The sequence below is a fragment of the Pseudomonas cerasi genome (assembly GCF_900074915.1).
GTDB lineage: Bacteria > Pseudomonadota > Gammaproteobacteria > Pseudomonadales > Pseudomonadaceae > Aquipseudomonas > Aquipseudomonas cerasi.
This window is the reverse complement of sequence record NZ_LT222319.1, coordinates 3,567,658-3,592,317: the sequence shown is the minus strand read 5'-3', so window position 1 is coordinate 3,592,317 and position 24,660 is coordinate 3,567,658. Positions and strand designations below refer to the sequence as shown.

Annotated in this window: 21 protein-coding genes and 3 pseudogenes; 14 read left to right on the top strand and 10 right to left on the bottom strand. The window is 58.8% G+C overall.

Annotated elements, in window-relative coordinates:
• Positions 1 to 19 precede the first annotated feature (19 nt).
• The gene (locus PCPL58_RS18445; RefSeq protein ID WP_065350108.1) at positions 20 to 364 is read right to left on the bottom strand and encodes an antibiotic biosynthesis monooxygenase family protein; all 345 of its coding nucleotides are present in this window, start codon (positions 362 to 364) and stop codon (positions 20 to 22) included.
• The gene (locus tag PCPL58_RS18440; RefSeq protein ID WP_167355213.1) at positions 361 to 1,521 is read right to left on the bottom strand and encodes a cytochrome P450; all 1,161 of its coding nucleotides are present in this window, start codon (positions 1,519 to 1,521) and stop codon (positions 361 to 363) included. The genes PCPL58_RS18445 and PCPL58_RS18440 overlap by 4 nt, the downstream gene beginning before the upstream one ends.
• Before the next feature lie 74 nt (positions 1,522 to 1,595).
• On the opposite strand from PCPL58_RS18440, the gene PCPL58_RS18435 reads away from it, so the two are divergent.
• Positions 1,596 to 2,366 (top strand): ArsR/SmtB family transcription factor, encoded by a 771-nt coding sequence (locus PCPL58_RS18435; protein ID WP_065350106.1) that lies wholly within the window; start codon positions 1,596 to 1,598, stop codon positions 2,364 to 2,366.
• A gap of 91 nt (positions 2,367 to 2,457) precedes the next feature.
• On the opposite strand, the pseudogene PCPL58_RS18430 reads toward PCPL58_RS18435, so the two are convergent.
• Positions 2,458 to 3,020, bottom strand: a pseudogene (locus PCPL58_RS18430) (GNAT family N-acetyltransferase); the annotation flags it as partial.
• Positions 3,021 to 3,320: 300 nt separating this feature from the next.
• Between PCPL58_RS18430 and brnQ the strand changes: the two are divergent.
• Positions 3,321 to 4,634 carry a branched-chain amino acid transport system II carrier protein gene (gene brnQ / locus PCPL58_RS18425; protein ID WP_044308399.1) on the top strand — a complete coding sequence of 438 codons (1,314 nt, stop codon included), beginning with the start codon at positions 3,321 to 3,323 and terminating at the stop codon, positions 4,632 to 4,634.
• A gap of 93 nt (positions 4,635 to 4,727) precedes the next feature.
• Here the strand turns inward: brnQ and PCPL58_RS18420 are convergent, their stop codons facing one another.
• Positions 4,728 to 4,988: a hypothetical protein gene (locus PCPL58_RS18420; protein ID WP_003366710.1), complete on the bottom strand. Its 261-nt coding sequence runs from the start codon at positions 4,986 to 4,988 to the stop codon at positions 4,728 to 4,730.
• A gap of 313 nt (positions 4,989 to 5,301) precedes the next feature.
• Here PCPL58_RS18420 and htpG point away from each other — a divergent pair, with 313 nt between their 5' ends.
• Together htpG and PCPL58_RS18410 are read left to right on the top strand one after the other, a co-directional pair.
• Complete coding sequence (htpG, locus tag PCPL58_RS18415) at positions 5,302 to 7,209, top strand: molecular chaperone HtpG (protein WP_065350105.1); 1,908 nt, start codon at positions 5,302 to 5,304, stop codon at positions 7,207 to 7,209.
• Positions 7,210 to 7,299: 90 nt separating this feature from the next.
• Positions 7,300 to 8,028 (top strand): dienelactone hydrolase family protein, encoded by a 729-nt coding sequence (locus PCPL58_RS18410; protein WP_065350104.1) that lies wholly within the window; start codon positions 7,300 to 7,302, stop codon positions 8,026 to 8,028.
• A gap of 147 nt (positions 8,029 to 8,175) precedes the next feature.
• On the opposite strand, the gene fabB is transcribed toward PCPL58_RS18410, so the two are convergent.
• From fabB to PCPL58_RS18390, 3 genes and pseudogenes are all read right to left on the bottom strand, one after another.
• Positions 8,176 to 9,399, bottom strand: a complete 1,224-nt coding sequence (gene fabB / locus PCPL58_RS18405; RefSeq protein ID WP_054081897.1) for a beta-ketoacyl-ACP synthase I — start codon at positions 9,397 to 9,399, stop codon at positions 8,176 to 8,178.
• Positions 9,400 to 9,409: 10 nt separating this feature from the next.
• Positions 9,410 to 9,925: a 3-hydroxyacyl-[acyl-carrier-protein] dehydratase FabA gene (fabA, locus tag PCPL58_RS18400; protein ID WP_003316569.1), complete on the bottom strand. Its 516-nt coding sequence runs from the start codon at positions 9,923 to 9,925 to the stop codon at positions 9,410 to 9,412.
• 221 nt (positions 9,926 to 10,146) lie between these two features.
• Positions 10,147 to 12,089: pseudogene (locus PCPL58_RS18390) on the bottom strand (ATP-binding protein).
• Between the two features lie 283 nt (positions 12,090 to 12,372).
• Between PCPL58_RS18390 and PCPL58_RS18385 the strand changes: the two are divergent.
• The 9 genes and pseudogenes from PCPL58_RS18385 to PCPL58_RS18345 all read left to right on the top strand — a co-directional run bounded on the left by PCPL58_RS18385 (position 12,373) and on the right by PCPL58_RS18345 (position 19,200).
• A complete protein-coding gene (locus tag PCPL58_RS18385) occupies positions 12,373 to 13,398 on the top strand; it encodes an NAD(P)H-dependent glycerol-3-phosphate dehydrogenase (RefSeq protein WP_060707551.1) in 1,026 nt (341 codons plus the stop codon).
• Between the two features lie 24 nt (positions 13,399 to 13,422).
• Positions 13,423 to 13,767 (top strand): DUF4389 domain-containing protein, encoded by a 345-nt coding sequence (locus PCPL58_RS18380; RefSeq protein ID WP_044308396.1) that lies wholly within the window; start codon positions 13,423 to 13,425, stop codon positions 13,765 to 13,767.
• A complete protein-coding gene (gene sixA, locus PCPL58_RS18375) occupies positions 13,764 to 14,219 on the top strand; it encodes a phosphohistidine phosphatase SixA (RefSeq protein ID WP_044308395.1) in 456 nt (151 codons plus the stop codon). The genes PCPL58_RS18380 and sixA overlap by 4 nt, the downstream gene beginning before the upstream one ends.
• Positions 14,220 to 14,281: 62 nt before the next feature.
• Positions 14,282 to 14,725, top strand: a complete 444-nt coding sequence (locus PCPL58_RS18370) for a hotdog fold thioesterase (protein ID WP_003366728.1) — start codon at positions 14,282 to 14,284, stop codon at positions 14,723 to 14,725.
• Positions 14,726 to 14,844: 119 nt separating this feature from the next.
• Positions 14,845 to 15,324 (top strand): hypothetical protein, encoded by a 480-nt coding sequence (locus PCPL58_RS18365; RefSeq protein WP_065350103.1) that lies wholly within the window; start codon positions 14,845 to 14,847, stop codon positions 15,322 to 15,324.
• Positions 15,325 to 15,460: 136 nt separating this feature from the next.
• A complete protein-coding gene (locus PCPL58_RS18360; protein WP_065350102.1) occupies positions 15,461 to 16,270 on the top strand; it encodes an alpha/beta fold hydrolase in 810 nt (269 codons plus the stop codon).
• Entirely contained in the window at positions 16,267 to 17,121 is an 855-nt protein-coding gene (locus PCPL58_RS18355) for an alpha/beta hydrolase (protein ID WP_065350101.1), read from the top strand. Before PCPL58_RS18360 ends, PCPL58_RS18355 begins: the two co-directional genes overlap by 4 nt.
• A gap of 139 nt (positions 17,122 to 17,260) precedes the next feature.
• Positions 17,261 to 18,084: pseudogene (locus PCPL58_RS18350) on the top strand (DUF4892 domain-containing protein).
• A gap of 69 nt (positions 18,085 to 18,153) precedes the next feature.
• The gene (locus PCPL58_RS18345) at positions 18,154 to 19,200 is read left to right on the top strand and encodes an AI-2E family transporter (protein ID WP_065350100.1); all 1,047 of its coding nucleotides are present in this window, start codon (positions 18,154 to 18,156) and stop codon (positions 19,198 to 19,200) included.
• Between the two features lie 45 nt (positions 19,201 to 19,245).
• On the opposite strand, the gene xopAW is transcribed toward PCPL58_RS18345, so the two are convergent.
• The 3 genes from xopAW to PCPL58_RS18330 all read right to left on the bottom strand — a co-directional run bounded on the left by xopAW (position 19,246) and on the right by PCPL58_RS18330 (position 21,900).
• Positions 19,246 to 20,004, bottom strand: coding sequence for a XopAW family type III secretion system calcium-binding effector (xopAW, locus tag PCPL58_RS18340; RefSeq protein WP_065350099.1), 759 nt, complete (start codon positions 20,002 to 20,004; stop codon positions 19,246 to 19,248).
• 115 nt (positions 20,005 to 20,119) lie between these two features.
• Complete coding sequence (locus tag PCPL58_RS18335; protein ID WP_003433089.1) at positions 20,120 to 21,154, bottom strand: sensor histidine kinase; 1,035 nt, start codon at positions 21,152 to 21,154, stop codon at positions 20,120 to 20,122.
• Complete coding sequence (locus PCPL58_RS18330; protein ID WP_004661894.1) at positions 21,151 to 21,900, bottom strand: response regulator; 750 nt, start codon at positions 21,898 to 21,900, stop codon at positions 21,151 to 21,153. Before PCPL58_RS18330 ends, PCPL58_RS18335 begins: the two co-directional genes overlap by 4 nt.
• A gap of 409 nt (positions 21,901 to 22,309) precedes the next feature.
• Here PCPL58_RS18330 and PCPL58_RS18325 point away from each other — a divergent pair, with 409 nt between their 5' ends.
• Positions 22,310 to 24,391 carry a hypothetical protein gene (locus PCPL58_RS18325; RefSeq protein WP_065350098.1) on the top strand — a complete coding sequence of 694 codons (2,082 nt, stop codon included), beginning with the start codon at positions 22,310 to 22,312 and terminating at the stop codon, positions 24,389 to 24,391.
• Positions 24,392 to 24,660 lie beyond the last annotated feature (269 nt).

The following is a 24,660-nucleotide window of genomic DNA, read 5'->3' as shown; positions in this document are numbered from 1 at the left end:
AGATCACAAAGCAGTTCTTTCATTCATGAGCTTGTTTGCTATCGCTCGGCGCTTGATCACGATCCTCAAGACTATAATCTCGAACTACTTGGGCGATGCGCAGGTGATAGTCATCGAAAACCTGCCTACGGCCTGCTAATTGGGCCGAACGATGTAGCTCAAGGCCGCGCCACCGCTTAATAGCGTCCTCGTCACGCCAAAATGACAGTGAGAGAACCTTTCCTGGTTCACTTAGGCTTTGGAAACGCTCAACTGAGATGAAACCATCCAGCTCTGCTAGCAATGGTTTCAGTTCAGCGGCAAGGTCAAGATACCGCTGGTATTGCTCCTCATGAGGCCATGCTTCAAAGATAACTGCGATCATTGCTGAGTTTCCCGATCACGATAAAAATGAGGGATACGACCATTAAGGGAGGGCAAATAACTCCACCGGTAAGGACGAGCAGATGAGGCTGGTTGTCGATGCAGCCATGCCAAAATCGCCTCAGAGGCGATAGTCAATGCAATATGCTGGCCTGGACATTGATGTCTTCCTGAGCCGAAGCTGAAGGTTCGTCGTTGCGTTCGTTTGGCCAAGAGTCTATCGGGGTCTGGGTTCGCGTAGGGATCCCTATTGGCTGAAGCGAGCAACACTAGAACGGTATCGCCCGCCTCCAAGACACTGCCCCCGATAGTGCATCGCTTCGCAACGAATCGCCGGGTGTTTTGCACGGGCGAGTCGTAGCGAGCTACCTCTTCCACCAAGTCTGCAACGAGCATCTGCGTAGGTTGCATGTCTTTAATCAGATCAGGGTTACAATGGAGCGCTACAAGGGTATTGCCGATCAGGCCTGCGGTGGCTTCGCAGGTCTGTGACAACAGACCGATCAGGTTAGCGATCAATGCATCATGATCTCTCCAGGCGGTGGCTTCGCATCCGCTCCAGATATGGCTCAAGAAGCGGCTACTTTCATCGTCGTTACTCAGCAGCGCGCTGAATAATTGACTAAGTCGAGTGGCCCCGGAATTAGCTTCACCGAGTTGAATTTCGTCGCTTAACGGCGATAGGCAGGCGACAAAATCCCGTGTCAGCCTCGCTACTTCCTGTAGCCGGCTGGATGGAAGGCCTATCAAGACGGCAATAACGGAAACCGGTAACGTGAACATCAACTCATCTAGGTTTTCGACCGGGTTATCGAGGGTCTCGACCACACGTGACACGATGTCTGCGATGCTATCTGTCTCGACAGAGGCCAAGGCAGGTTCGATAGCCATCCTGGGGCACAGGTGCTGCGGGCCCTCATTCATGCGCATCAAACGACCGAAAATCATTCCTGCCACTCCTTGCGCAATCGCGGGAGGAATCGGCTCGTTTAGCGGACGCACCCGACAGTCGGGATGCCCCAGAATGGCTTCGACAACTTTGGCACTACTTGCAATCCATAAACGAAGGTCTGCATCGAATAGCAGGCCGTTTTGTCGCCTGAGACCTGAGTAATAAACGTAGGGATCAGTATGGGTAGCTGCTTCAAAAGGCGTCATTCCGGAAGTCCTGTTCACAAAGAACGGCTACTATCGAACATCCCCCATGGTGATGATTCGCTCAGGAGCGAAATATGGATGCTCGAAGCAATGACACCGCGATTTCTCGGGTAGCCGGCGCTATTGCCGAATCAGCGAGGACGAAAATGCTTTGTTCGCTGATGGACGGCCACGCCCGTACCAGTACCGAAATGGCCGTCATCGCCGACGTGAGTGCATCCACGGCGAGCGCGCATTTGACAAGACTAAAAGAGGACGGATTGGTACGGTTGCACACGCAGGGCAGGCATCGCTACTACAGTCTGGCTGACGCGCAAGTGGCCCAGGCTATTGAGGCCCTCATGGTGATCAGCCAAAACGCAGATACACGATATGTGTCCACGACCCCAACCCGATTGCAGTTCGCGCGTACCTGTTATGACCACATGGCAGGAACACTGGCTGTACAACTGCATGACTATTTCATGGAGTCAGGCTGGTTAACCGTGTCGGTTTCTGGGGAGCGTATGTATCAGCTCACGATGAGCGGCGAAAAAGCCATGACCGATCTAGGTATCGAGATAGAAGAAGTAAGGGCACAACGGCGTCGTTTCGCGTGCTCCTGCCTGGACTGGAGCATGCGGCGCCCTCATCTTGCCGGAGCACTCGGAGCGGCTTTTCTACAGACGGTCATAAGTCGCAAGTGGGTTATCCAAGACCTTGATAGTCGGGCACTCGCATTGACATCCAAGGGACGAAAGGAGCTGTCTGGCCGATTCGGGATCATGCTGGAAAACAAAGAAATGGAGAGATCAGTAGTGCGGAATGCGACACGTCCCGCCGAGCCGGCTTTGCCGGCACGATAATTACTAATCCCTTCAGCTAAGCATCTATCAAGAAGCGGGCACTGCTTCGCGTGCCATATCTAAAATCAACGTGTATTAGCGGGATGCTTACATTCATCTGCCATTCCTGACAGGTCAATTCCCATATCTGTTCCTGAGTGGTCCCGCAAACAAACTGTGCTTCCTGAACGGTCACAAGGCGCATGCCTTCGCGCCGCGACAGGCGGCACGACGCTTCATTCAAGGCCGATTTGGCCACACGCAAACGGGTCGTTTAAGGGTTTCAAACCAGAAACGGTCGATGGCCACGCAGACCTCCGACATCAGGCCCAGCCCCTGATAGGGTGTGGAAAGCCACAACCCGCGATTGTTGTCTGGCTCATCCATCATGCACACGGCGCCGATCAGATTATCCTGCTCGCCGCAAAGACGAATAGACCAGTGCCACTCTTCACCGTCCTGCATGGCTGGCAAGGCGTCCTCGCGGCTATAACGCAGCGCTTCTCCGTCAGGGGAGGGCCAGGGCACGTGGTGGGGCAGATAACGCACCACTTCCCATTGGTTGAACAGGTGTTGCATCGCTTCGGCGTCTTCAAGCTGCAACGGGCGCAGGACCAGTCGTGGCGAATACAGGGTCGGCGTGGGTATCGCACTCGGATGGGTGATGTCAGGCACGGAAGTAAGCTGCCGGGTATAGAGAGGAAGCCCAATCTATCTGTCAGGAAACGGTTGGTCTGTCAGGCATTTCTCGTTTTATCGCGGCTTTTGCAGCTGCCAGTTCAGGGTGCGTCGTCGGGTGGTTCGCCCTGAGACAGTGCATTTTCGAGCGAAGTTGGCTACCCTGTCCGCCGTTTTTGCGTTGCCCTCACGAGGGGCGTTTCGCAAGGTACTGCCACGTCTTACGCCGACGGGCTGCGTCTGCCCCATTCATGGGTGACGTCCCATCCCTTTTTCGATTCCGTGTGGTCCCTCGTAATGAAAGTGTTGAAAGGCCAGGACATCCTGGCACTCGGTTTTATGACATTTGCCCTGTTCGTCGGGGCTGGCAACATCATCTTTCCCCCTATAGTCGGCCTGCAAGCCGGGCCGCATGTGTGGATGGCAGCGCTGGGCTTTCTGGTCACTGCGGTTGGCTTGCCGGTCATTACCGTGATTGCTCTGGCCAGGGTCGGCGGCGCGATGGATGCCCTGAGCAGCCCGATTGGCAAGATCGCTGGCGGGGCGCTCGCTGCCGTCTGCTATCTGGCGGTCGGTCCGTTGTTCGCCACGCCACGTACCGCCACGGTATCGTTCGAAGTCGGTCTGGCGCCTCTGACCGGCGACACCCCGATGGCATTGTTTCTCTACAGCCTGGTGTACTTTCTGGTGGTGTTCTGGGTTTCGCTGTACCCGGGGCGCTTGCTCGATACCGTCGGACGCTTTCTGGCGCCGCTGAAGATCATTGCGCTGGCGGTTCTGGGCATTGCGGCATTCGCCTTGCCGGCGGGTGGAATAGGGGAGGCGGAGCCCGCGTACGCCGCAGCACCGTTTTCCCAGGGGTTCATCAATGGTTACCTGACCATGGATACGCTGGGGGCGCTGGTCTTCGGTATCGTTATCGTCAATGCGATCCGCTCTCGCGGTGTCGAATCGCCCCGTCTGATCACTCGCTACGCGATCATTGCCGGGCTGATCGCCGGGGTGGGGTTGGCGCTGGTGTATGTCAGTCTGTTTCGCCTTGGTTCCGGCAGCCACGCCGTGGCGGCCGGTGCGAGCAATGGCGCAGCGGTTCTGCATGCCTACGTGCAACACACCTTCGGTTCGCTGGGCAGCGGGTTCCTTGCCGTGCTGATTTCCCTGGCGTGTCTGGTCACTGCAGTAGGCCTGACCTGTGCCTGCGCCGAATACTTTGCCAAGGTGCTGCCGCTGTCCTACAGAACGCTGGTGATTATCCTCGCCGTGTTCTCGCTGCTGGTGTCCAATCTCGGGTTGACCAAACTGATCCAGTTTTCGATTCCGGTGCTCACGGCGATTTATCCGCCGTGCATCGTTCTGGTCGCGCTGAGCTTCTGCAAGGAGCTCTGGCAGAGCCAGGGACGCGTAGTGGCACCTGTGATGCTGGTTTCGCTGGTGTTTGGCCTGATCGATGCGCTGAAGGGCGCCGGTTTCGCCGACGCGCTGCCCGATGTTCTGAGCCATCTGCCGCTGGGTGATCAGGGGCTCGCGTGGCTGGTGCCTGCTGTTGTCACGCTGGCGGTCGCGGTGGTGGTCGACAGGGCCATGGGCAAGCGTAGCGAGGCGCTGGCTTGAAGGCCGTGCGTTAGACGATTGCGCAGGAAAAACCGTGTTGCATGAAAAGGCCCGCTATAAGCGGGCCTTTTTAGTTCTGCGAGCGTATCAGCCTTACTTGGTGGCTGGTGCTGCTTCTGGCGCCTTGTCGGCGTTTTCATTGGCGCGCTGCTGAGCGGCTTCAGCGTTCTTCTGAGCGGCTTCCTGGCTTTCCTTGGCCGCGTCGTTCACTTTTTCCTGAGCCTTTTCCATCGACTCCTGGGACTGCTGAGCTGCCTTGTTGGCATCTTGCTGAGTGTTTTCGGACTTTTTGTCACAGGCGGCAAGGCCCAGGGTGGCAGAAAGCATCAAGGCATAGGCTAAAGATTTACGCATGGGGTGTTTCTCCTTATTAAGTATTCACGAGCCTAAGAGCCTGCCCCCGCGAGTTAAGTTCCACCCGTGACGACAATAATGGGGAGCGCTGTTGCACGGCCGTTACACACTGATGAAACCGGGCCGATCATGAGCCTTTCCGGTGAGCGCCGAGCAAGCCGGTTCGCCTTGTGACCGGTGCACGAAACATGCTCCACGCATCATTGGCTCTTGAAATCCCCGGCCCAGCCCCCACCTTGATGACTACCCGCTGTCACACAGGCTGCTGCCTGACCGTGACGGCTTATACCATCCAGATCGGAGTTTGATGATTATGAGTGTGGAAACTCAAAAGGAAACCCTGGGCTTCCAGACCGAGGTAAAGCAACTGCTGCACCTCATGATCCATTCGCTGTATTCCAACAAGGAAATTTTCCTTCGCGAATTGATCTCGAACGCGTCTGACGCGGTCGACAAATTGCGTTTTGAAGCGTTGTCCACGCCCGAGTTGCTGGAAGGCGGCGCGGAGCTGAAAATTCGTGTGAGCTTCGACAAGGACGCGAAGACCGTTACGCTTGAAGACAACGGCATCGGTATGAGCCGTGAAGACGTGATCACCCACCTGGGCACGATCGCCAAGTCCGGCACCGCTGATTTCATGAAAAACCTGTCGGGCGACCAGAAGAAGGACTCGCACCTGATCGGTCAGTTCGGCGTGGGCTTCTACTCGGCGTTCATCGTAGCCGATCAGGTCGAAGTGTTCAGCCGCCGTGCCGGCACGCCAGCGAGCGAAGGCGTGCACTGGTCCTCCAAGGGCGAAGGCGAGTTCGAAGTTGCCACCGTCGACAAGGCTGATCGTGGCACCCGCATTGTTCTGCACCTGAAAAACGGTGAAGAGGAATTCGCTGACGGCTACCGCCTGCGTAACATCATCAAGAAATACTCCGACCATATCGCCTTGCCGATCGAACTGCCCAAAGAGCAGGCTCCGGCAGCCGAAGGCGAGGAGGCGCCGGCGCTGGAGTGGGAAACCGTCAACCGCGCCAGCGCACTCTGGACCCGTCCGCGCACCGAGGTGAAGGACGAGGAGTATCAGGAGTTCTACAAGCATGTCGCGCACGACTACGAGAACCCGCTGAGCTGGAGCCATAACAAGGTCGAAGGCAAGCTGGAATACACCTCGCTGCTGTACGTGCCTGCGCGTGCGCCGTTCGATCTGTATCAGCGTGACGCCCCGCGTGGCCTCAAGCTTTACGTACAGCGCGTGTTCGTGATGGATCAGGCAGAGTCGTTCCTGCCGCTGTACATGCGCTTCGTCAAGGGCGTGGTCGACTCCAATGACCTGTCGCTGAACGTTTCCCGCGAAATCCTGCAGAAAGACCCGATCATCGACTCGATGAAGTCGGCGTTGACCAAGCGCGTGCTGGACATGCTGGAGAAGCTGGCGAAAAACGAGCCCGAGAAGTACAAGGGTTTCTGGAAAAACTTTGGTCAGGTCCTAAAGGAAGGTCCTGCAGAAGACTTCGCCAACAAGGAAAAAATTGCCGGTCTGCTGCGTTTCGCATCGACGTCCGACGACAGCGGCGAACAGAGCGTTTCTCTGGCCGAGTACCTGGCGCGTGCCAAGGAAGGTCAGGACAAGATTTACTACCTCACTGGCGAATCCTACGCACAGGTCAAGAACAGCCCGCACCTTGAGGTCTTCCGCAAGAAGGGCATCGAAGTGCTGCTGCTCACCGATCGTATCGACGAGTGGCTGATGAGCTACCTGAGCGACTTCGATGGCAAGGGCTTTGTGGATGTGGCGCGTGGTGACCTGGATCTGGGCAATCTTGACTCCGAAGAGGACAAGAAGGCTCAGGAAGAGATCGCCAAGGACAAGGAAGGCCTGATCGAGCGCCTGAAAGCCGCGCTGGGTGAATCGGTGAGCGAAGTGCGGGTTTCCCATCGTCTGACCGATTCGCCTGCGATTCTGGCCATTGGCGAGCAGGATATGGGGCTGCAAATGCGTCAGATTCTGGAGGCCAGCGGGCAGAAGGTGCCAGACTCCAAGCCTATCTTCGAATTCAACCCGGCTCACCCGTTGATCGGCAAGCTTGATGCCGAACAGAGCGAAGACCGCTTCGGCGATCTGTCGCACATCCTGTTCGATCAGGCGGCGCTGGCCGCCGGTGACAGCCTCAAGGATCCGGCCGCTTACGTGCGCCGTCTGAACAAGTTGCTGGTAGAACTGTCGGTTTGATAGCCGGTTGACAAGAAACCCGCCTCGGCGGGTTTTTTGTTTCAGTTCCCGCGACACGTCTTTCATCTCTCCAACGATCAGGAGTCAGTAATGAGCAGCAATATCGAAATTCGTTCTGTGGTCTATCAGATTGATGGTCAGCCCTATGAAAGCCGTCTGGTGTACGACACCCATGCTACTGTTGCACAGCCAGGTCTGTTGATGGCGCCCAACTGGATGGGTGTCAGCGAGGGCGCCGAAGACATCGCCAAAGCGGTAGCAGCCGAGGGCTATGTCGTGTTGCTGGCTGACCTGTATGGTCAGCAGATTCGCCCCGGTAACAATGACGAGGCGGGCGCTGCCATGACGCCGCTCAAGAACGATCGCAGCCTGCTGCGCAAGCGTATGCAGGCAGGACTCGACCAGTTGTTGAGCCAGGGGGATGTGGCTCTGGACTCAAGCAGAATCGCAACCTTCGGCTTCTGCTTCGGCGGCTGCTGCTCTCTGGAGCTTGCGCGTACCGGTGCTGAACTGAAAGCCGCGATTTCCTTCCACGGCACGCTGGATACGCCTAACCCGGCTGACGCCAAAAACATCAAGGGCTCGGTGCTGGTCCTGCACGGTGCTTCTGACCCGTTGGTGCCGAAAGAGCAACTACCGGCTTTCGAAGACGAGATGAACGCCGCTGGCGTGGACTGGCAACTGTACAGCTACGGTGGTGCATTCCACTCCTTCACAGATCCGCACGCCAACGTGCCGGGCATGATGATGTACGACGCCAAAGTGTCGAACCGCGCGTTCAAGTCGATGCATGATTTGCTGAAAGAAGTGTTCGGCTGAATGAATACCTATCGCGCCTAGGGCGTGCCGGAGAACACTATCGTGCCCATGCTCCGCGTGGGCATACCGGAGAACACCAGCCACTTTTCCCCATTCACAAAAAAGGCGCCTCGAAAGGCGCCTTCTTTGTTTGTCGCAAAAGCGGTATTACTTGCCCGCCCAGCGCTTCAAGACCAGCGTGGCGTTGGTGCCGCCGAAGCCGAAGCTGTTGCTCATGACCAGATCGATCTTCGCATCTTCCTGAGTCTTGAGCAGGATAGGCATGTCGGCAACCACCGGGTCCAGTTCGTCGATGTTGGCCGAACCTGCGATGAAGTTGTTTTCCATCATCAGCAGGCAGTAGATCGCTTCGTGGACACCTGCGGCGCCCAGCGAGTGGCCCGACAGGCTCTTGGTGGAGCTGATCGCCGGAGCGTTGGCGCCGAATACTTCGCGCACGCCTTCCATCTCCTTGGCGTCGCCGACCGGAGTCGAGGTGCCGTGGGTGTTGATGTAGTCAATGGCACCCGAATCGATGTCGCCCAGCGCCATCTTCATGCAACGAATGGCGCCTTCACCGCTTGGTGCGACCATGTCGTAGCCATCGGAGGTCGCGCCGTAGCCGACGATCTCTGCGTAGATCTTCGCGCCACGCGCCAGAGCGTGTTCGAGTTCTTCGACAACGACCATGCCGCCACCACCGGCAATGACGAAACCGTCGCGCTTGGCGTCGTACGCACGCGAGGCTTTTTCCGGCGTTTCGTTGTACTGGGTGGACAGTGCACCCATCGCGTCGAACAGGAACGACTGGCTCCAGTGCTCTTCTTCGCCGCCACCGGCAAAGACGATGTCCTGCTTGCCCAGCTGGATCTGCTCGACAGCGTTGCCGATGCAGTGTGCGCTGGTGGCGCAGGCGGACGAGATGGAGTAGTTCACACCCTTGATCTTGAACGGCGTGGCCAGGCAGGCCGAAACGGTGCTGCCCATGGTCCGCGTGACGCGGTACGGGCCGACGCGCTTGACGCCTTTCTCGCGCAGGGTGTCCAGCGCTTCCATCTGGTTCAGGGTCGAGGCGCCGCCGCTGCCGGCGATCAGGCCGGTACGCACGTTGGAAACCTGCTCGTCGGTCAGGCCCGAATCGGTGATGGCGTCTTTCATCGCCAGGTAGGCATAGGCTGCCGCATGGCCGACGAAACGGAAGATCTTGCGATCGATCAGCTCTTCCAGGTTCAGGTCGATGGAGCCGGAAACCTGGCTGCGCAGACCCATTTCGGCATATTCCGGGTTGAAGCGGATGCCAGGGCGGTTAGCACGCAGGTTAGCGGTGACGGTGTCTTTGTCATTGCCCAAGCAGGAAACAATACCCAGACCAGTGATAACGACGCGGCGCATGCGAGTACCCTTAGAAATTTTCAGTGGAAGTGAACACGCCGACCCGGAGGCCTTCGGCGGTATAGATTTCGCGACCGTCGACACTGACCGAACCGTCGGCGATGGCCAGGTTCAGTTTGCCCTTCAGGACGCGCTTGATGTGGATGTTGTAAGTGACCTTCTTGGCGGTAGGCAGCACCTGACCGAAAAACTTCACTTCGCCTGAACCCAGGGCACGACCACGGCCGGGGTTGCCCTGCCAGCCAAGATAGAAACCGACCAACTGCCACATGGCGTCGAGGCCCAGGCATCCAGGCATGACCGGATCACCTTCGAAGTGGCAGGCAAAGAACCACAGGTCCGGATTGATATCCAGTTCGGCGACCAACTCACCCTTGCCGAACTTGCCGCCCTCATCACTGATGTGCGTGATGCGATCAACCATCAGCATGTTGGGGGCGGGCAGTTGCGCATTACCTGGGCCGAACAGCTCGCCACGACTGCAGCGCAGCAGGTCTTCCCGGGTAAAGGCGTGTTGTTTGGTCATGCGAGCTCCTCAATAATCTTGTGCGGCAGGTTGTGGCGCCACTGGCCCGAACGCCAGTTCTGGCGTGTTATTTTCGCCAGGACCCTGTCCGGCAGCCTACTCATAGACTGTTGCGTTGTAATGAAAGTCACAGCGCAGGTGAAATCAAGGTACACCTGTACACTGAATTTTGTCATTCAGCCGATTTTGCTGGCCGATCTGGATGCCAAGACTGCCGCAATTTAACATTTATCGCCAGTCACAGGTGCTTCAAAGGACAGCCAGCGCTGTAAAACCTGCTGTAAATCAGCATGTTTGAAGGGTTTGGGCAGGTAATCATCCATTCCTGCCTGCAAGCAGGCGTCCCGATCACCCTGTAACGCGTTGGCCGTCAGGGCAATGATTGGGATTCGCTCCAGCCCGGAAAGTTGCCTGATTCGACGGGTGGCCTCATAGCCATCCATGACCGGCAGTCGGCAATCCATGAGAATCAGCGCGTGGTTGCCTGCGCTTGCCTTCGCCACCGCTTCGGCACCGTCGACAGCGATGTCGACCTCGCACCCCAGATTACGCAACATGGCCTGCACCACCGTGCGGTTCACAGGGTTGTCTTCGACCAGCAGAATGCTGCGCTCCCGGCCATGTGCATCAAGTATCGACAGCGGCTTGGCAATATCCACCGAAGCGTCGCGCGAGACGGGCAGGGGGATCTGCAGTGTGAACAGCGAGCCCGAACCTTCCGCGCTTTCGGCGTGCAAAGTGCCGCCCATGCGTTCGGCCAGGGTCCGCGCAATCGGCAGCCCCAGCCCAGTGCCGCCGTAACGTCTGGAAATCGAGCTGTCGGCCTGCTTGAACGCATCGAACATCGACTCCAGTCGCTCGGCGTCGATACCGATGCCGCTGTCCTGAACCGCGCAGGTAAAGTGCAGCCGCTCATCGTCGAGCATTGCCCACCTGGCGTCGACGCAGACCTTGCCTTGCTCGGTGAATTTAAGCGCGTTGCCGATCAGGTTCACCAGAATCTGGCGAATGCGGGTCGGGTCGCCTATGACGTTTATCGCCTCAAGACCTGGCTGAATATGCAGTTCCAACAGCAGCTTGCGTTGCGTTGCGCGGCGCTGTGGTTGAAGGCGTGGGTCGAGGCGCTGACCAGTTCAGCCAGGTTGAACGGTATGCCTTCCATTTGCAGGGCATCGCGCTCGATGCGGGAAAAATCGAGGATGTCGTTGATGACCCGCAGCAGATGCTCGGTGGATTCGGTCGCCAGCGTTGCGTACTCGCTCTGCTCGTGGGTCATCTGCGTGGTTTCCAGCAACTGCAACATGCCCAGTACACCGTTCATGGGCGTACGCAGTTCGTGACTCATCATGGCCAGAAAATCCGATTTGGCGCGGTTGGCCTGTTCGGCTTCTTCCCGGGTCTGGATCAGTTGTGCCACCGAGCGTTGCTGCTCGAGGCTGGCGCGGTGCAGGTTCTCCGCCAGGTTGTTGATGTGCCGCGCCAGCGCACCCAGCTCGGCATCATCGCTGACCGGCATGGGCGTGTGGTAATCGCCCTGTTGAATTGCCTTGAGGGCTTCGCCCATAGCGCTGATGGGTCTGGACAGGCTCAAGGCCAGGCTGCGCGCCAGCAGAAAGGCGAACAGCAAGGCCACCATCGCCAGGACGCCAGCCTTGAGCAGGATCTCTTGCTGACGTCGGCTGAATGCTTCGCTGGACATACCTACCAGCACCCGGCCCAGATAACTCTGTGAAGCGCCCTGCGCGGGTTGGCTTTTCCCTGCGGCGGGGGTGCCTGGATTGCCATGAATGGTGGTGCGCTGCGGCTGAACGGGGGCCAGAAACACTTCCATCTGCCGGGTCTGCTGCTCGTTTTCGCGCGGCTGGTCTATGTAGATTACGGCGGTGTTGGAGCTGTCCTGAATTTCCACATAGCGAACGCTGGGCATGGACAGGGTTGCGCGCATCAACGCCTTGAGCCCTTCGATATCGCCCGAGGTCACGCCTGGCTCGACCGCGGTCGCCAGCTGATTGGCGATCAGTTGCCCGGTGTGATTGAGCTCCTGACGCAGGTCCTGAATACGCACGAACGTAAAAAAGCTGATCAACAGAGCTGTCAGCAACAGGGCAGGGCCAAGGCTGATGATCTGTGTGCGGGTATTGATGTCCCAATGCCGAAACTTCATCGACTGTGGGCCTCGCGCGCAACGCACTGCGGAGGTGGTTCGATTGATGCGTCCATGCCTGTTCGCCCGGTGGTCGCGAATCGCTCCGGCTGCACAAGGCAGGGCCGATTCGTGATGATTCATGCTGTGCGCGCATGTTAACCGAGATGGCGCGTGTTTCCAGCGAACTTGTTGATGGATGCCATCCTGCGTGCATAACAGATCAGCTTTGTCGCTGGCTGATAACGTGTTGCTCCGTATAATGACGGCATCGCCACTTGAATGGCTCTGGATGGATAGTTTTATGACCACACAGCAACCCGTCGCGGTGCTTGGCGGTGGCAGCTTCGGTACGGCCATTGCCAATCTGCTGGCCGAGAACGGCCATCAGGTTCGTCAGTGGATGCGCGATCCGGAGCAGGCTGAGGCCATTCGCGTCAATCGTGAAAACCCCCGTTACCTCAAGGGTGTCAAGATTCGTCCTGAAGTCGAGCCGGTCACCGACCTGACGGCGGTGCTCGACGCCAGCGAACTGATCTTCGTCGCCTTGCCATCGAGTGCCTTGCGCTCGGTGCTGTCGCCTCACGTCGAGCGCCTCAATGGCAAGATGCTGGTGAGCCTGACCAAGGGAATTGAAGCGCAGAGCTTCAAGCTGATGAGTCAGATCCTCGAAGAGATCGTCCCGCAGGCGCGTATCGGCGTGTTGTCCGGGCCCAACCTGGCGCGGGAAATCGCGGAGCATGCGTTGACTGCAACAGTGGTTGCCAGTGAAGACGAAGCGCTGTGTCAGGCGGTTCAGGCTGCATTGCACGGGCGCACCTTTCGCGTTTATGCCAGCAATGACCGCTTTGGTGTCGAGCTGGGCGGGGCACTGAAGAACGTCTACGCGATTATTGCCGGGATGGCGGTGGCGCTGGACATGGGCGAAAACACCAAAAGCATGCTGATCACCCGGGCGCTGGCGGAAATGACCCGTTTTGCGGTCAGCCAGGGCGCCAACCCGATGACCTTTCTCGGCCTGGCCGGGGTGGGCGATCTCATCGTCACCTGCTCCTCGCCGAAAAGCCGCAACTATCAGGTCGGCTTTGCGCTGGGCCAGGGGCTGACGCTGGATGAAGCGGTCACCCGCCTGGGCGAGGTGGCCGAGGGCGTGAACACCCTCAAGGTGCTCAAGGTCAAGGCGCAGGAAGTGCAGGTCTACATGCCGTTGGTCGCCGGGCTGCATGCGATTCTTTTTGAAGGCCGTACGCTCAGCCAGGTCATCGAGGCGCTGATGCGGGCCGAGCCCAAGACGGACGTCGATTTCATTTCGATTACCGGCTTTAATTGAATTCAGTCTGATCAGGAGAAGGTCTTGAACGAATCGAAAATCCAGCACAACGAATCGATCCTGCTGCGCATTCTGTGGATGCTGCTGTTTCTGGGTGTATGGCACGTCGCGCAAATCATTCTGGCGGGCGTGGTGCTGGTGCAATTGGTTTATCGCCTGATTTACGGCGCGCCGAATGGCGGCCTGATGAACTTCGGCGACAGCATCAGCCAGTACCTGGCGCAGATCGGTCGCTTCGGGACCTTTCACAGCGACCACAAACCCTGGCCTTTCGGCGACTGGCCAGCGCCGCGTGCGCCCGAAGGCGAGTCGGCTCATCATGTCCCGTCAGCGGCCCAGCCGGTGCGCGATGAGGAGCCAAGGCCATGAAGGTCTGGGTATTGCGTCATGGCGAAGCGCAGTCGCGGGCGCGCAGTGATGCCGAACGCGAGTTGACTGCACACGGACGTGAGGAAGTGCTGAAAAGTGCGCTGCACCTGACAGACAAGCCCGTGCAACGGATCATCGCAAGTCCCTACGTGCGAGCACAACAGACTGCCGAGCTGGTGCGTCAGTCGTTGGCATTCGATGACTCGATCGTCACCGCGCCCTGGCTTACACCCGACAGCAGCCCGCGTGAGGTGCTGGCGCAACTGGACAAGCTGGGTGTCGACGAAGTGCTGCTGGTCAGCCATCAGCCTCTGGTAGGCGAACTGATCGGGGTACTGGCGCACGGCAGCCCGCAGCAGGCCGAGCCGATGAGCACGGCCAGTCTTGCCGAGCTGGAAGGCGAGTTCTTAGTGGCAGGCGGGATGCGCCTCAACAGCGTCAGGCACGTCTGAACGGTCTGTGCGAGCAATGAATGACCGCCGCGAATGCGGCTCTTCCGGAAAAAGGATTTAGCATGAGCATATGGCGTCAGGCTCCCGATATCGAAGCCCTCATGGCGGCTCAAAAGAACACCATTGGCGAGGTGCTGGACATTCGCTTCGAGTCTTTCACCGATGATTCCCTTACGGCCAGCATGGTGGTCGATCAACGTACCCACCAGCCTTTCGGACTGCTGCACGGCGGCGCATCCGTGGTCCTGGCCGAGTCGCTGGGATCGATGGCCAGTTATCTGATAGTCGACCCGAGCAAGTACTTTTGCGTCGGGCTGGAGGTCAACGCCAACCATTTGCGCGGTGTGCGTGCCGGCCGTGTCACCGGTGTGGTCAGGCCCGTGCATATAGGCCGGACCACGCATGTGTGGGACATCCGTATCAGCAACGACGAAGGCAAGCCAAGCTGCATTTCGCGCTTGACGGTGGCCGTTGTACCGCATGGCAAAGAGCCTCCAGTCAATTGAGTGTTTTCAGCTATTACGGACGCATTCTCAGATCCGGTTTGGCCGTTGTGAGAGGGTATCTTTTCTCTTAGTGTTTGAGTGTTCCCTGGAGGGAGCACTCATTCTCAGGAGGATTGATAATGACCGAAGAAAAGCCAGCCTCACCCGGAGAGAGCCCTGCGCCTGAACAGACGGTTGCGTCTGAAACGCCTGCTTTGCCGGGCAGTTCACCGCCCTTTGGCGGAATACTCACCGGTCAACCGATATCTGCTGCAACTCCGCCTGCTGCCAAGGCTCCACCGCAACACGGTGAATTGAATCTGGAAAAGCGCTTGAAGGCGGTCTATGCGGATAACCTGATGACCTCAGCCGAGTTCATGGCCTTGCGTGATGATGCCGACATGCTGTTCGACAAGCTGAAGGTCCAGTTTCCCGACAATGGTGCCCTCGCGCTGTTCCAGCCGTTGTCGGATGTCGCAGTACAAGCCATGCAGTTAGCCATCCTGGATTTCAGAAAGGCCAAGCCCTCTGCTGAGGCCAAGGCCCTTGCCAAACAGTCTTTTGGTTTTCAGGTCGCCTATATAAAGGCTTGTCTGGACCGTTTTACCCAAGCTTTATAGGCCTTCACGCCGCTCCGACCGCCGTATCGGGTAATCCTGATGGCCGGAGTGACACCTGCGATGGCGGTTCCAGTCATTGCCGATCTGCGAAGCAACTTGGCACAATCGTGACTCGCCCGCTCATGGAAGTATTGGCATGTCGCAACCCGTGTTCTTTGCTCACGCCAATGGCTTCCCTTCAGCGACGTACAACAAGCTGTTTTGCGCGCTGGCACCGGAGTATTCGGTGGCTCATCTTGAGCAACACGCCCATGATCCGCGTTTTCCGGTAGATGACAACTGGCTGAATCTGGTCGATGAGTTGCTCCACCATCTGCGTGAGCAGCCGGGCCCGGTGTGGGGGGTAGGGCACTCGCTCGGCGGCGTGTTGCACCTGCATGCCGCATTGCGCTGCCCGGAACTCTATCGGGGCGTGGTGATGCTCGACTCACCGGTCCTGGGGCTGGCTGATCAGTTAGTCATACGCGCTGCCAAGCGGCTGGGTTTTATCGACCGCATCACGCCAGCGGGTCGCACCCTGGGCCGGCGTGAGGCGTTTGACGATCTGCAGTCGGCACGCGCCTACTTCGCGGGCAAGACCCTGTTCAGCCGCTTCGATCCCGACTGCCTGACCGCCTACCTGCAACATGGTCTGCGCGAAGACGGCGGGCAGTGGCGTCTGCGTTTCGACCCGGCGACCGAGATCAGCATCTACCGCAGTATCCCGCACACCAGCCCAATGCCGTCACGGCAACTCAAGGTGCCGCTGGCCATGGTGCGCGGCAAACACAGCCGGGTGATCATGCCTCATCATGGTTATCTGGCCCGACGCATGCGCGAAGGCGAATACCTGTCCATGCCCGGAGGGCACATGTTTCCCCTTGAACGACCGGATGAAACCGCATTGCTGCTCAAGGCGCTGCTGGCTCGCTGGGACGCGCGGAGCGCCTCAAGGGGGACGGCGTGACGTTTACCGTGGAGGAGGTGCGTTTCAATCTGGGCCATATCGAACTGGCGGCGCATCTTTACGGCCCCGAGGACGGCCAGCCGGTGATTGCCCTGCATGGCTGGCTCGACAACGCCAACAGCTTTGCCCGCCTGGCACCGCAACTGGAGGGCCTGCGTATTGTGGCGCTTGATCTGGCCGGGCATGGTCATTCAGAGCATCGGCCTGCCGGGGCGTCCTATGCGCTGGCCGACTATGTGTTTGATGTGCTGCAGGTCGCCGAGCAATTGGGCTGGCAGCGCTTCGCCCTGATGGGCCATTCGCTGGGCGCGATCATTTCGGTATTGCTGGCCGGGTCGTTGCCGGAGCGCATCACGCGGCTGGCACTGATCGATGGTTTGATTCCCTTGACCAGTGACCCCGAATCCGCTGCCGAGCGCATGGGCTCGGCCATGCAGGCACAGCTCAGGCTGTCGGGCAAGAAAAAGCCGGCTTACGAAGATCTACAACGCGCTGTCCAGGCGCGAATGAAAGGCACCGTTCCGGTCAGTCGCGAGGCTGCAGAATTACTCGCGCAGCGCGGCCTGATGTCGGTACCCGGCGGCTATACCTGGCGCAGCGACAGTCGCCTGACCTTGCCGTCTGCGATACGTCTCACGCATCAGCAGGCAATGTCTTTCGTCAATGCTATCCGTTGCCCGACGCAACTGCTGGTCGCTGCGGGCGGTATGCTGGCGAAAAACCAGCTTGTGCTGTCCGGACTGCCTTTCGACGTCGTGCAGCTTGAAGGTGGTCATCATCTGCACCTGGATGACCAGCAGGGTGCGAGCGCTGTTGCACACTGTATCAATCGCTTCTTCGCTGCTTCTTGACTTGAGACCGGCAACTGCCGACGCTGGACGGGTTGAAACAGGAGTCAACCGTGATGGATCAATCCGCAGCCTCTGGTGACCGCCTCGCTGGCGATCTTTTATATTTTCACTCCCTGCTTGCCTGCCAATGAGAGCACTCATGCGTTTATCAAGTGTTCCCGTTGTTGCCTTGTGCATGTCTATGTTCAGCGCTGTGCTGTGCTGTGCGCCGCCGATGTACCAGGCAGCAGCGATCTGCAGATCCTGCCGCGTCTGGCCGACACGGAAATCGTCGATTATCGTCCGGCTGCCGAGCTCGAACGGGTCTATCCCATGGGCTCGATCCGCAAGATCAGCGGCCAGTTGCGTTTCGACGGCCAGGTCAGTGCGCGTGGCAATCTGACGTCGGTCACCTATCAGTTACCTGCAGAGCGGACTTCCGACGACGCCTTCACCGCGGCTCGTGAAACCTTGCAGCAGCAGGGCGCCGAGCTGTTGTTCTGGTGCCAGGCGCGCGACTGCGGAGAAAGCAGCCTGTGGGCCAACGAAGTGTTCGGCAACGCCAAACTGTATGGCGCGGATGACCGCCAGGCTTACCTGTTGCTGCGTCTGGCAGAGCCGCGCAGCGACACGCTGGTAGCGCTTTACAGCATCACCCGTGGCAACCGCCGGGCCTACCTGCACGTCGAGCAGTTTGCATCCTCTGCGCCACTGGGCGAACTGCTGCCGACCTCGGCCACTTTGCTGCGCCAGCTGCGAAGCACCGGCAAGCTGGAACTGCCCCGTCTGAGCGGCGAACCACAGGATGCCTGGATTACCCTCGTTTCCCGCGCCCTCAATCAGGACAGCAGCCTGCGCGCCACGGTGTCCGGACCCAGTGCCGGCGCCTGGCTTGACGCCCTGATCGCCAAAGGTGTTCGCGCTGCCCGGCTCGAGGCGGGCGTCACTGAAGGCAAAGGGCTCAAGATCGAGGTTATCCGCTAGAACAGCGATGGCGGACGCGCAGGTTCGCCATTATGCTCGCTCCCTCCGATCCTTTTTAGTGGATAGCGCATGTTCAACAATGACCGTCTGTTGGTGCAGATTCTGCTGCTGGCGCTGTTTGGTGCCTGTCTCTGGGTAATGGCGCCGTTCTGGTCGGCGCTGGTCTGGGGCGCGGTACTGGCCTTCGCCAGCTGGCCGCTGATGCGTTTGCTGACCCGCTGGTTCAAGGGCCGTGAGTCGTTGGCCGCGCTGGTGATGTGCCTGTGCTGGATGCTGCTGGTCGCGGCGCCGCTGGTATGGCTGGGCTTCAATCTCGCCGACCATGTGCGTGACGCTACAGGCCTGATCAAGGATATTCAGGTCGACGGCTTGCCCGATCCACCGCAATGGCTGGCGGGTATTCCGCTGGTGGGCGAACGACTGGTAGCGCTGTGGACCACCATCGATCAGCAAGGCGCGGCGTTCATGGCGACGCTCAAACCGCATCTGGGTCAGGTCGGTAACTGGGTGCTGGCACGCAGTGCGCAGATTGGCAGCGGGATTCTGGAACTGACCCTGAGCATCGTCTTCGCCTTCTTTTTTTACAGGGACGGTCCGCGCCTGGCCGCATTCGTGCTCAGCCTGCTGGAGCGCCTGATCGGGGAGCGTGCCCAGTATTATCTGGATCTGGTCGCTGGCACGGTGCAACGCGTGGTCAACGGGGTCATCGGTACGGCAGCGGCCCAGGCGGTACTGGCGCTGATCGGCTTCCTGATCGCGGGCATTCCCGGCGCGTTGGTGCTGGGTATTCTGACTTTTCTGTTCAGTCTGATCCCGATGGGCCCACCCCTGGTCTGGCTGCCTGCCACTGCCTGGCTGGTCTGGCATGGCGAGTACGGCATGGCGATATTTCTGGGCATCTGGGGGATGTTCATCATCAGTGGCGTGGACAACGTGCTCAAGCCATACCTGATCAGCAGGGGCGGCAATCTGCCGCTGGTGATTGTCTTGTTGGGTGTGTTCGGCGGATTGCTGGCGTTCGGCTTCATCGGCCTGTTCATCGGCCCGACGCTGCTGGCAGTCGCTTACAGCCTGCTGACCGACTGGGTCGGCAGCGAGCGTGCCCGCAGCCACTGACGGCGAAAGTTTCCGCCGCGCCATGACGGGCGGCGGAGCCTCGCTTTACGCAGCGGTATCCAGGTACTTGCCGACCGGCTTGCTGCTCTGGGTGTCATATTTTTCGCTGAGTGCGGCGATCATCTTGTTCAAGGCCTGAGTCGCAATCTGGTTGGTGTTGCCCTGATCAATGGTGCTGTCACTCTGTTTCAACGCGGCAGACAACTCGGAGGCGCTGATACTGTCGTTGCTATCGCTGTCCAGCGCACTGAACAGGCTGGCGCTGTCAGTACTGCCGGAGGTGCTCATCTGCGCAGGCGGCATACCGGCAGGAGGCTGTTGCGGTTGCATACCGGCGACCAGCTCCTCAAGGCTGACTGTGCCGTCCTCGTCAGTGTCCAGTGCATCGAACACCTGGCTGCTGTTCGCCGTACTGCCCGCATTGCTCAGGCCGGTGGTCAGCTCGTCGCTGCTAATGGCGTCATCGCCATCGCTGTCCAGCGCGCCGAGCAGATCTTCTGCCTGTTCATCGACCGACTGCATGGGCGGCGGCGGAGGTGGTGTCATCGCGGCCAGTTCGTCGGCATCGAGGCTGTCGTCGTCGTTGCCGTCCAGATCGCTGAATGCCTTGCTCAGGCTCACAGTGATGCCATCCTTGCTGTTCGACGACAGGGCCGAGCTCAGCTCGTTCTTACCAATGCTGCCGTCGCCATCGGTGTCCAGCTTGGCCAACAGCTCTTCCTGAAACTTCTTGTTGCTGGTGCTGGAGGTTGCACTGGTCGAACTGGTGTAGCTGGAGAAACTGCTGCTTATCCCACTTATCATTGGTCTCACTCCCCTGAGATGAATGTACCCGGTAACGGTGTACCGGCTTTTGCAGCCTCGGGGCGTCAGTTGTCGAGGGGATGTAGGCTTTGTACGCGGAGTGTTACAGAGTGCGTCACAGTCGTGGCAGGTCCAGTATCGCCGTCAGGCCGCCGCCTGGCGTTTGCGCGAGCGACAGCTCGCCGCCGATACGCCGCGCCGCTTCCCGCGCAATGCTCATGCCCATGCCTATACCGCCGGAGTTGCGGTTGCGAGAACCTTCCAGTCGGTAGAACGGCTCGAACACGGCTTCGTGAAACTCAGGTGCAATGCCAGGCCCGTGATCGACCACGGAGATGCGCACGCGCTCGCTGCTGTCCTCGATCACGATGTGTACGCTGCCGGCATAGCGCAGAGCGTTGTCGACCAGATTCTGCAGGCACGAGCGCAGTGCCATCGGCTGCGTCTTCAGCGGTTTGCACTGGCCTTCGTACTGTACGTCGTCGCCATTGTCCTGGGCATTCTCGGCCTGCGACTCGATCAGTGCCTGCAGGTCGAACTGCTGCAGGCCTTCGCTGCGTCGGTGTTCATTGAGGTAGGCGAGCGTGGCGTCGAGCATGCTGATCATGTCATTGAGGTCCTGAGTCATCTGGCCATGCAGCCTGGGCTCTTCGATCTGTTCGACACGCAGTTTGAGCCGCGAAAGGGGGGTGCGCAGGTCATGGGATACCGCAGCCAGCATGCGCCCGCGCTGCTGCATCTGTTCGCGGATCTTGCGTTGCATCAGATTGAAGGTCTGCGCAGCCTGTCGGGCCTCCTGCGGACCGCTGATTTCCAGTGGCGGGCTGTCGAGGTCTTCACTCAGGCGCTCGGCTGCTTCGCTCAGGCTCTGCACGGGACGGCTGAGGGCCTTGGCGCCATACCACGCGGCAATGATCAGGGTGATGAACTGGAAAAACAGCAAGATGACCGGGCCACCGAGCATCGGCGGTCTGTGCATGGGCCGCTGATCGAATTGCCCATGTTCGGCGTTGAACTCGTTGGACGGCGGCGGCGGGGGGCGCATGCCGTACTGGGTGAACCAGATGAAGGCCAGCAGGTGCGCCAGCAGAATGGCCAGCAGGGCGCCACCAAACAGACGCGCAAACAGTGTATCGAATCTGCGGATCAACCCAGCTCCCTGGCATCGAACAGATAGCCTTCACCGCGCACGGTTTTGATCAGTTGCGGATTCTTCGGATCATCGCCGAGCTTCTGGCGCAGGCGCGAGACCAGTAAATCGATGCTGCGGTCAAACGCCTCGATCGAGCGGCCTCGGGCAGCATCGAGCAACTGTTCGCGGCTCAGCACCCGATGCGGCCGTTCGAGAAACACACGTAACAGGCGAAACTCGGCGTTGGACAGCGGCACCACCAGGCCGTCGGCGGCGGTCAACTGACGCAGGACGCTGTTCAGCCGCCAGGCGTCAAAGCGAATGGTGGTGCGCTGATCGCTGCGTTCGTCGCGGACCCGGCGCAGAATGGTCTGGATGCGCGCGACCAGTTCACGCGGCTCGAACGGTTTGGCCATGTAATCGTCGGCACCCAGTTCCAGGCCGATGATCCGGTCAGTCGGTTCGCAGCGTGCGGTCAGCATCAGGATAGGGATATCCGATGTACTGCGCAGCCAGCGGCACAGTGACAGCCCGTCTTCACCGGGCAGCATCAGGTCCAGCACCACGACATCGAAGGTTTCATCGGTCAATGCCTGACGCATCTGCGTGCCATCGGTGACGCCACGAGCGTTGATATTGAAGCGCGTCAGGTAATCGCAGAGCAGCTCGCGAATGGCCACATCGTCATCGACGATCAGCGCACGAACGCTCCAGCGCTGCTCGGTCGATGTGGCATCCAGGGGGGTATCGGGAAGTGCTTGCATAATGCGTCTGTCGCCTGCTTGTGCCGCCATGGACTGGCTGCTGTTGAAGATCAACGCTGCCCCTCATGCTACTTCGCCGGGAGGCTCGGCGGTAGGGTGGCGCGACCGAATGTCGTGCGCATGTCATAAATGTATCGAGATTGATACGAGCGCCTGTCGAGCCTGCCCTGCGAAGCTCACCCTGATAGTTATGACAGTATCCAGTGTCGCGCAACTGCCGTTTAATCGAACGGGCTACCGGCCTGTATGGCTGGTTCTGGGCAGACAAGTTTTTGTCGAGAAAGCCAGGGTCTGTTGCCGTTTCATCGCGGCTCGGGATGAAAGGACGACAGTCCTTGGGGGCATGATCAATCCGCCCGTACGTTTTCTGCATAAACAGGGGCGGCAATCGGATAGCAAAGGAGTGCTGATGATGGTCGATTCAAAAACAACAACGGCTTTAGATGACAATCAAAAAGAGCGTATCGCCCATGGGCTGGCGGGCAGTGGACCCGATTCGGAGCTCGACGCAGACCTTGCTTTGGCAGAGGTGACGGGCGTTGTGGACCCTGTCGATGGAACGCTGAACAAAGATGTCCTGCTCGGTGAGTTTCTTGAGGTCTCCTTGCTTCAGTGGGCAGGACTGGTCACTGATCCGGGCGACTCCGATACTCTTTTCATCGATTGGGCCATCGGTGCAGAGGCGGAGACGGACGCGTTTAAAGAGGTGTTTAGCGATATCGTTACCGCACCGGTGGCTCCTGGCACCTTTCCCAAGAAGATCCAGATTCCGTTGAGCAGTTTAATGCAAGGCCTGGAAAAGCCTGCAGACGGTACTTACAGTTTGCGCTACCGGATCAGACAACCGAATGATCAACAGACCACCAGCCCATCGATCAACCTGATCGTCGATACCACGCCGCCGGGCGGGCATTTTGAGCCAGAGCAGATGATTCTGGATACCGATCAGTTGACCCAGGCGTATCTGGATGCACATCCGGACGGTCTGGTCGGCACGCTGCCTGACTATTACGACTGGGCGCCTGACGACAGGGTAGCTTTCTATTACGTCGGCAATCCGTTGCCCGAAAAACCCGAAGATCTGCCGTCTCCGGTCGATGTCGTTAACCTGCCCGGCCCGACTAACAATACGCTGAAATTCCCAGTTTCGGTCATTGGAGCGTCCAGGGACGATGCCTACTACATCGCCTACTTTCTGATCGACAAGGCCACCAACCGCACTCCGCTCTCCAACTACAAGCGCATAGACGTAGCGCTGGGACTGTTGCCCGACAACCTGCAAGACCCCGTCGTGCCATTGGCAGAAAATGATAAATTGATCGACCTGCCTGACGCAGGAATCGGGGTCCAGGTATCGATCAAGTCGTTCGATAACTGGAAGCCGACCGACCGTATCGAAGTCACCTGGGGCGCAGGAATGCTGAGATCCGAGGAAGTCGGCAGCTATCCAGAGTTTCCGCTCTTGATCAGGGTCCCTGATGAGGTTCTGCGTGCTCAATACAATTTAGCGACTGGTGGTGACCAGGCCACTAATGTGAGTTATCGAATCCTGCGTGGCATTCTCCCTTCCGCAGTGAAAAGCACCAGCGTCAATGTCAATTTCTCCACTATCGGACCTGATCCCATAACCGATCCTGTATGGCCGGATCCGGTCAACGATGCGTTGCCGCTGGTCGAGGTCCGCGGCAAGATTTCCGATTCAGCGAACGTCCTGACAGCAGCGGATAAAGGCAAGGCTGCCAGGGTCCTTTTCAAGCTGTATATCAATCTTCAGCCGGGTGAAATGATCGATTTCTACTGGGGCACAAGGCTCACTTCATCGGCCACCTACACCGTACTGCCTTCAGACGCAGCGGGTTCCGATCGTGAGGTTGAAATACCTTGGGATGATATCTTTGCGGAAGGCAATCGCGTTGATTTGCCGGTTCATTACCGCATTCATGCGCCCGGTTCAGCAAACACCCAGCACTCGAAGGAGACTCTGGTCAACGTAAGCGCCATTGTGATAACCCCGGACGCACCGCTTTTCGAGGGCACCAGTACAAATGGCTGGCTGAACTGCGATTCACTCTTCGCCAACGGCATCGGAAATCCGGCCACGGGTGAGCCGGGGATACGGGTCCGCGTTCCGGATCTTTCGAAATATCTGTCGGACGGTGAGACTGTTACTTTGCACTGGTACGCCTCTACAGGAACTACAGGCGACGCTCTTATTCCGGGCACTGAAAAAGATGAGGCTATCGTGCTGGGAGCCGATCATCCGGCTACCGGTTTCACCTGGCTGGTCACGCCCTACGCGACACACATTCTGCCTGTCTATAGTCCTGCAAGCGGCAGCCCAAACGGGAGCGCGAGGATCAAGTACTCCTTCATCATGAGCGGCGCAACCGAAACCATTACCTCGTTGGAAACCACCGCCCGGGTAGGGATGTACGACGCAGTTGGGGCGTGTCCTATCGTGCTCAAGTCACGTAAACCGAAGAAAAAGTAAGGAAGGTCGCCGGTTCAGGGTGCCTGCGGCATGCAGCAGGCACCCTGTCGGGTATACGCAGGCTCAGGTTGCTCCCAAACGGTTTAGGTAGGCCGGCGCGCACCGGGTCATGTCACCTACGCTTATTGGTATTTTCCCCGACGATCTTCTGCTGTCAGAACCTCCCTACGTTTACCTAGGAAACGTCCTACAGAGCATTCGGTTGGATCCCCGTAGTCTTTCGGCCTCTCTCCCGAGACCGCTTTCGGGCAGTCTTCACGGGGTTCAAC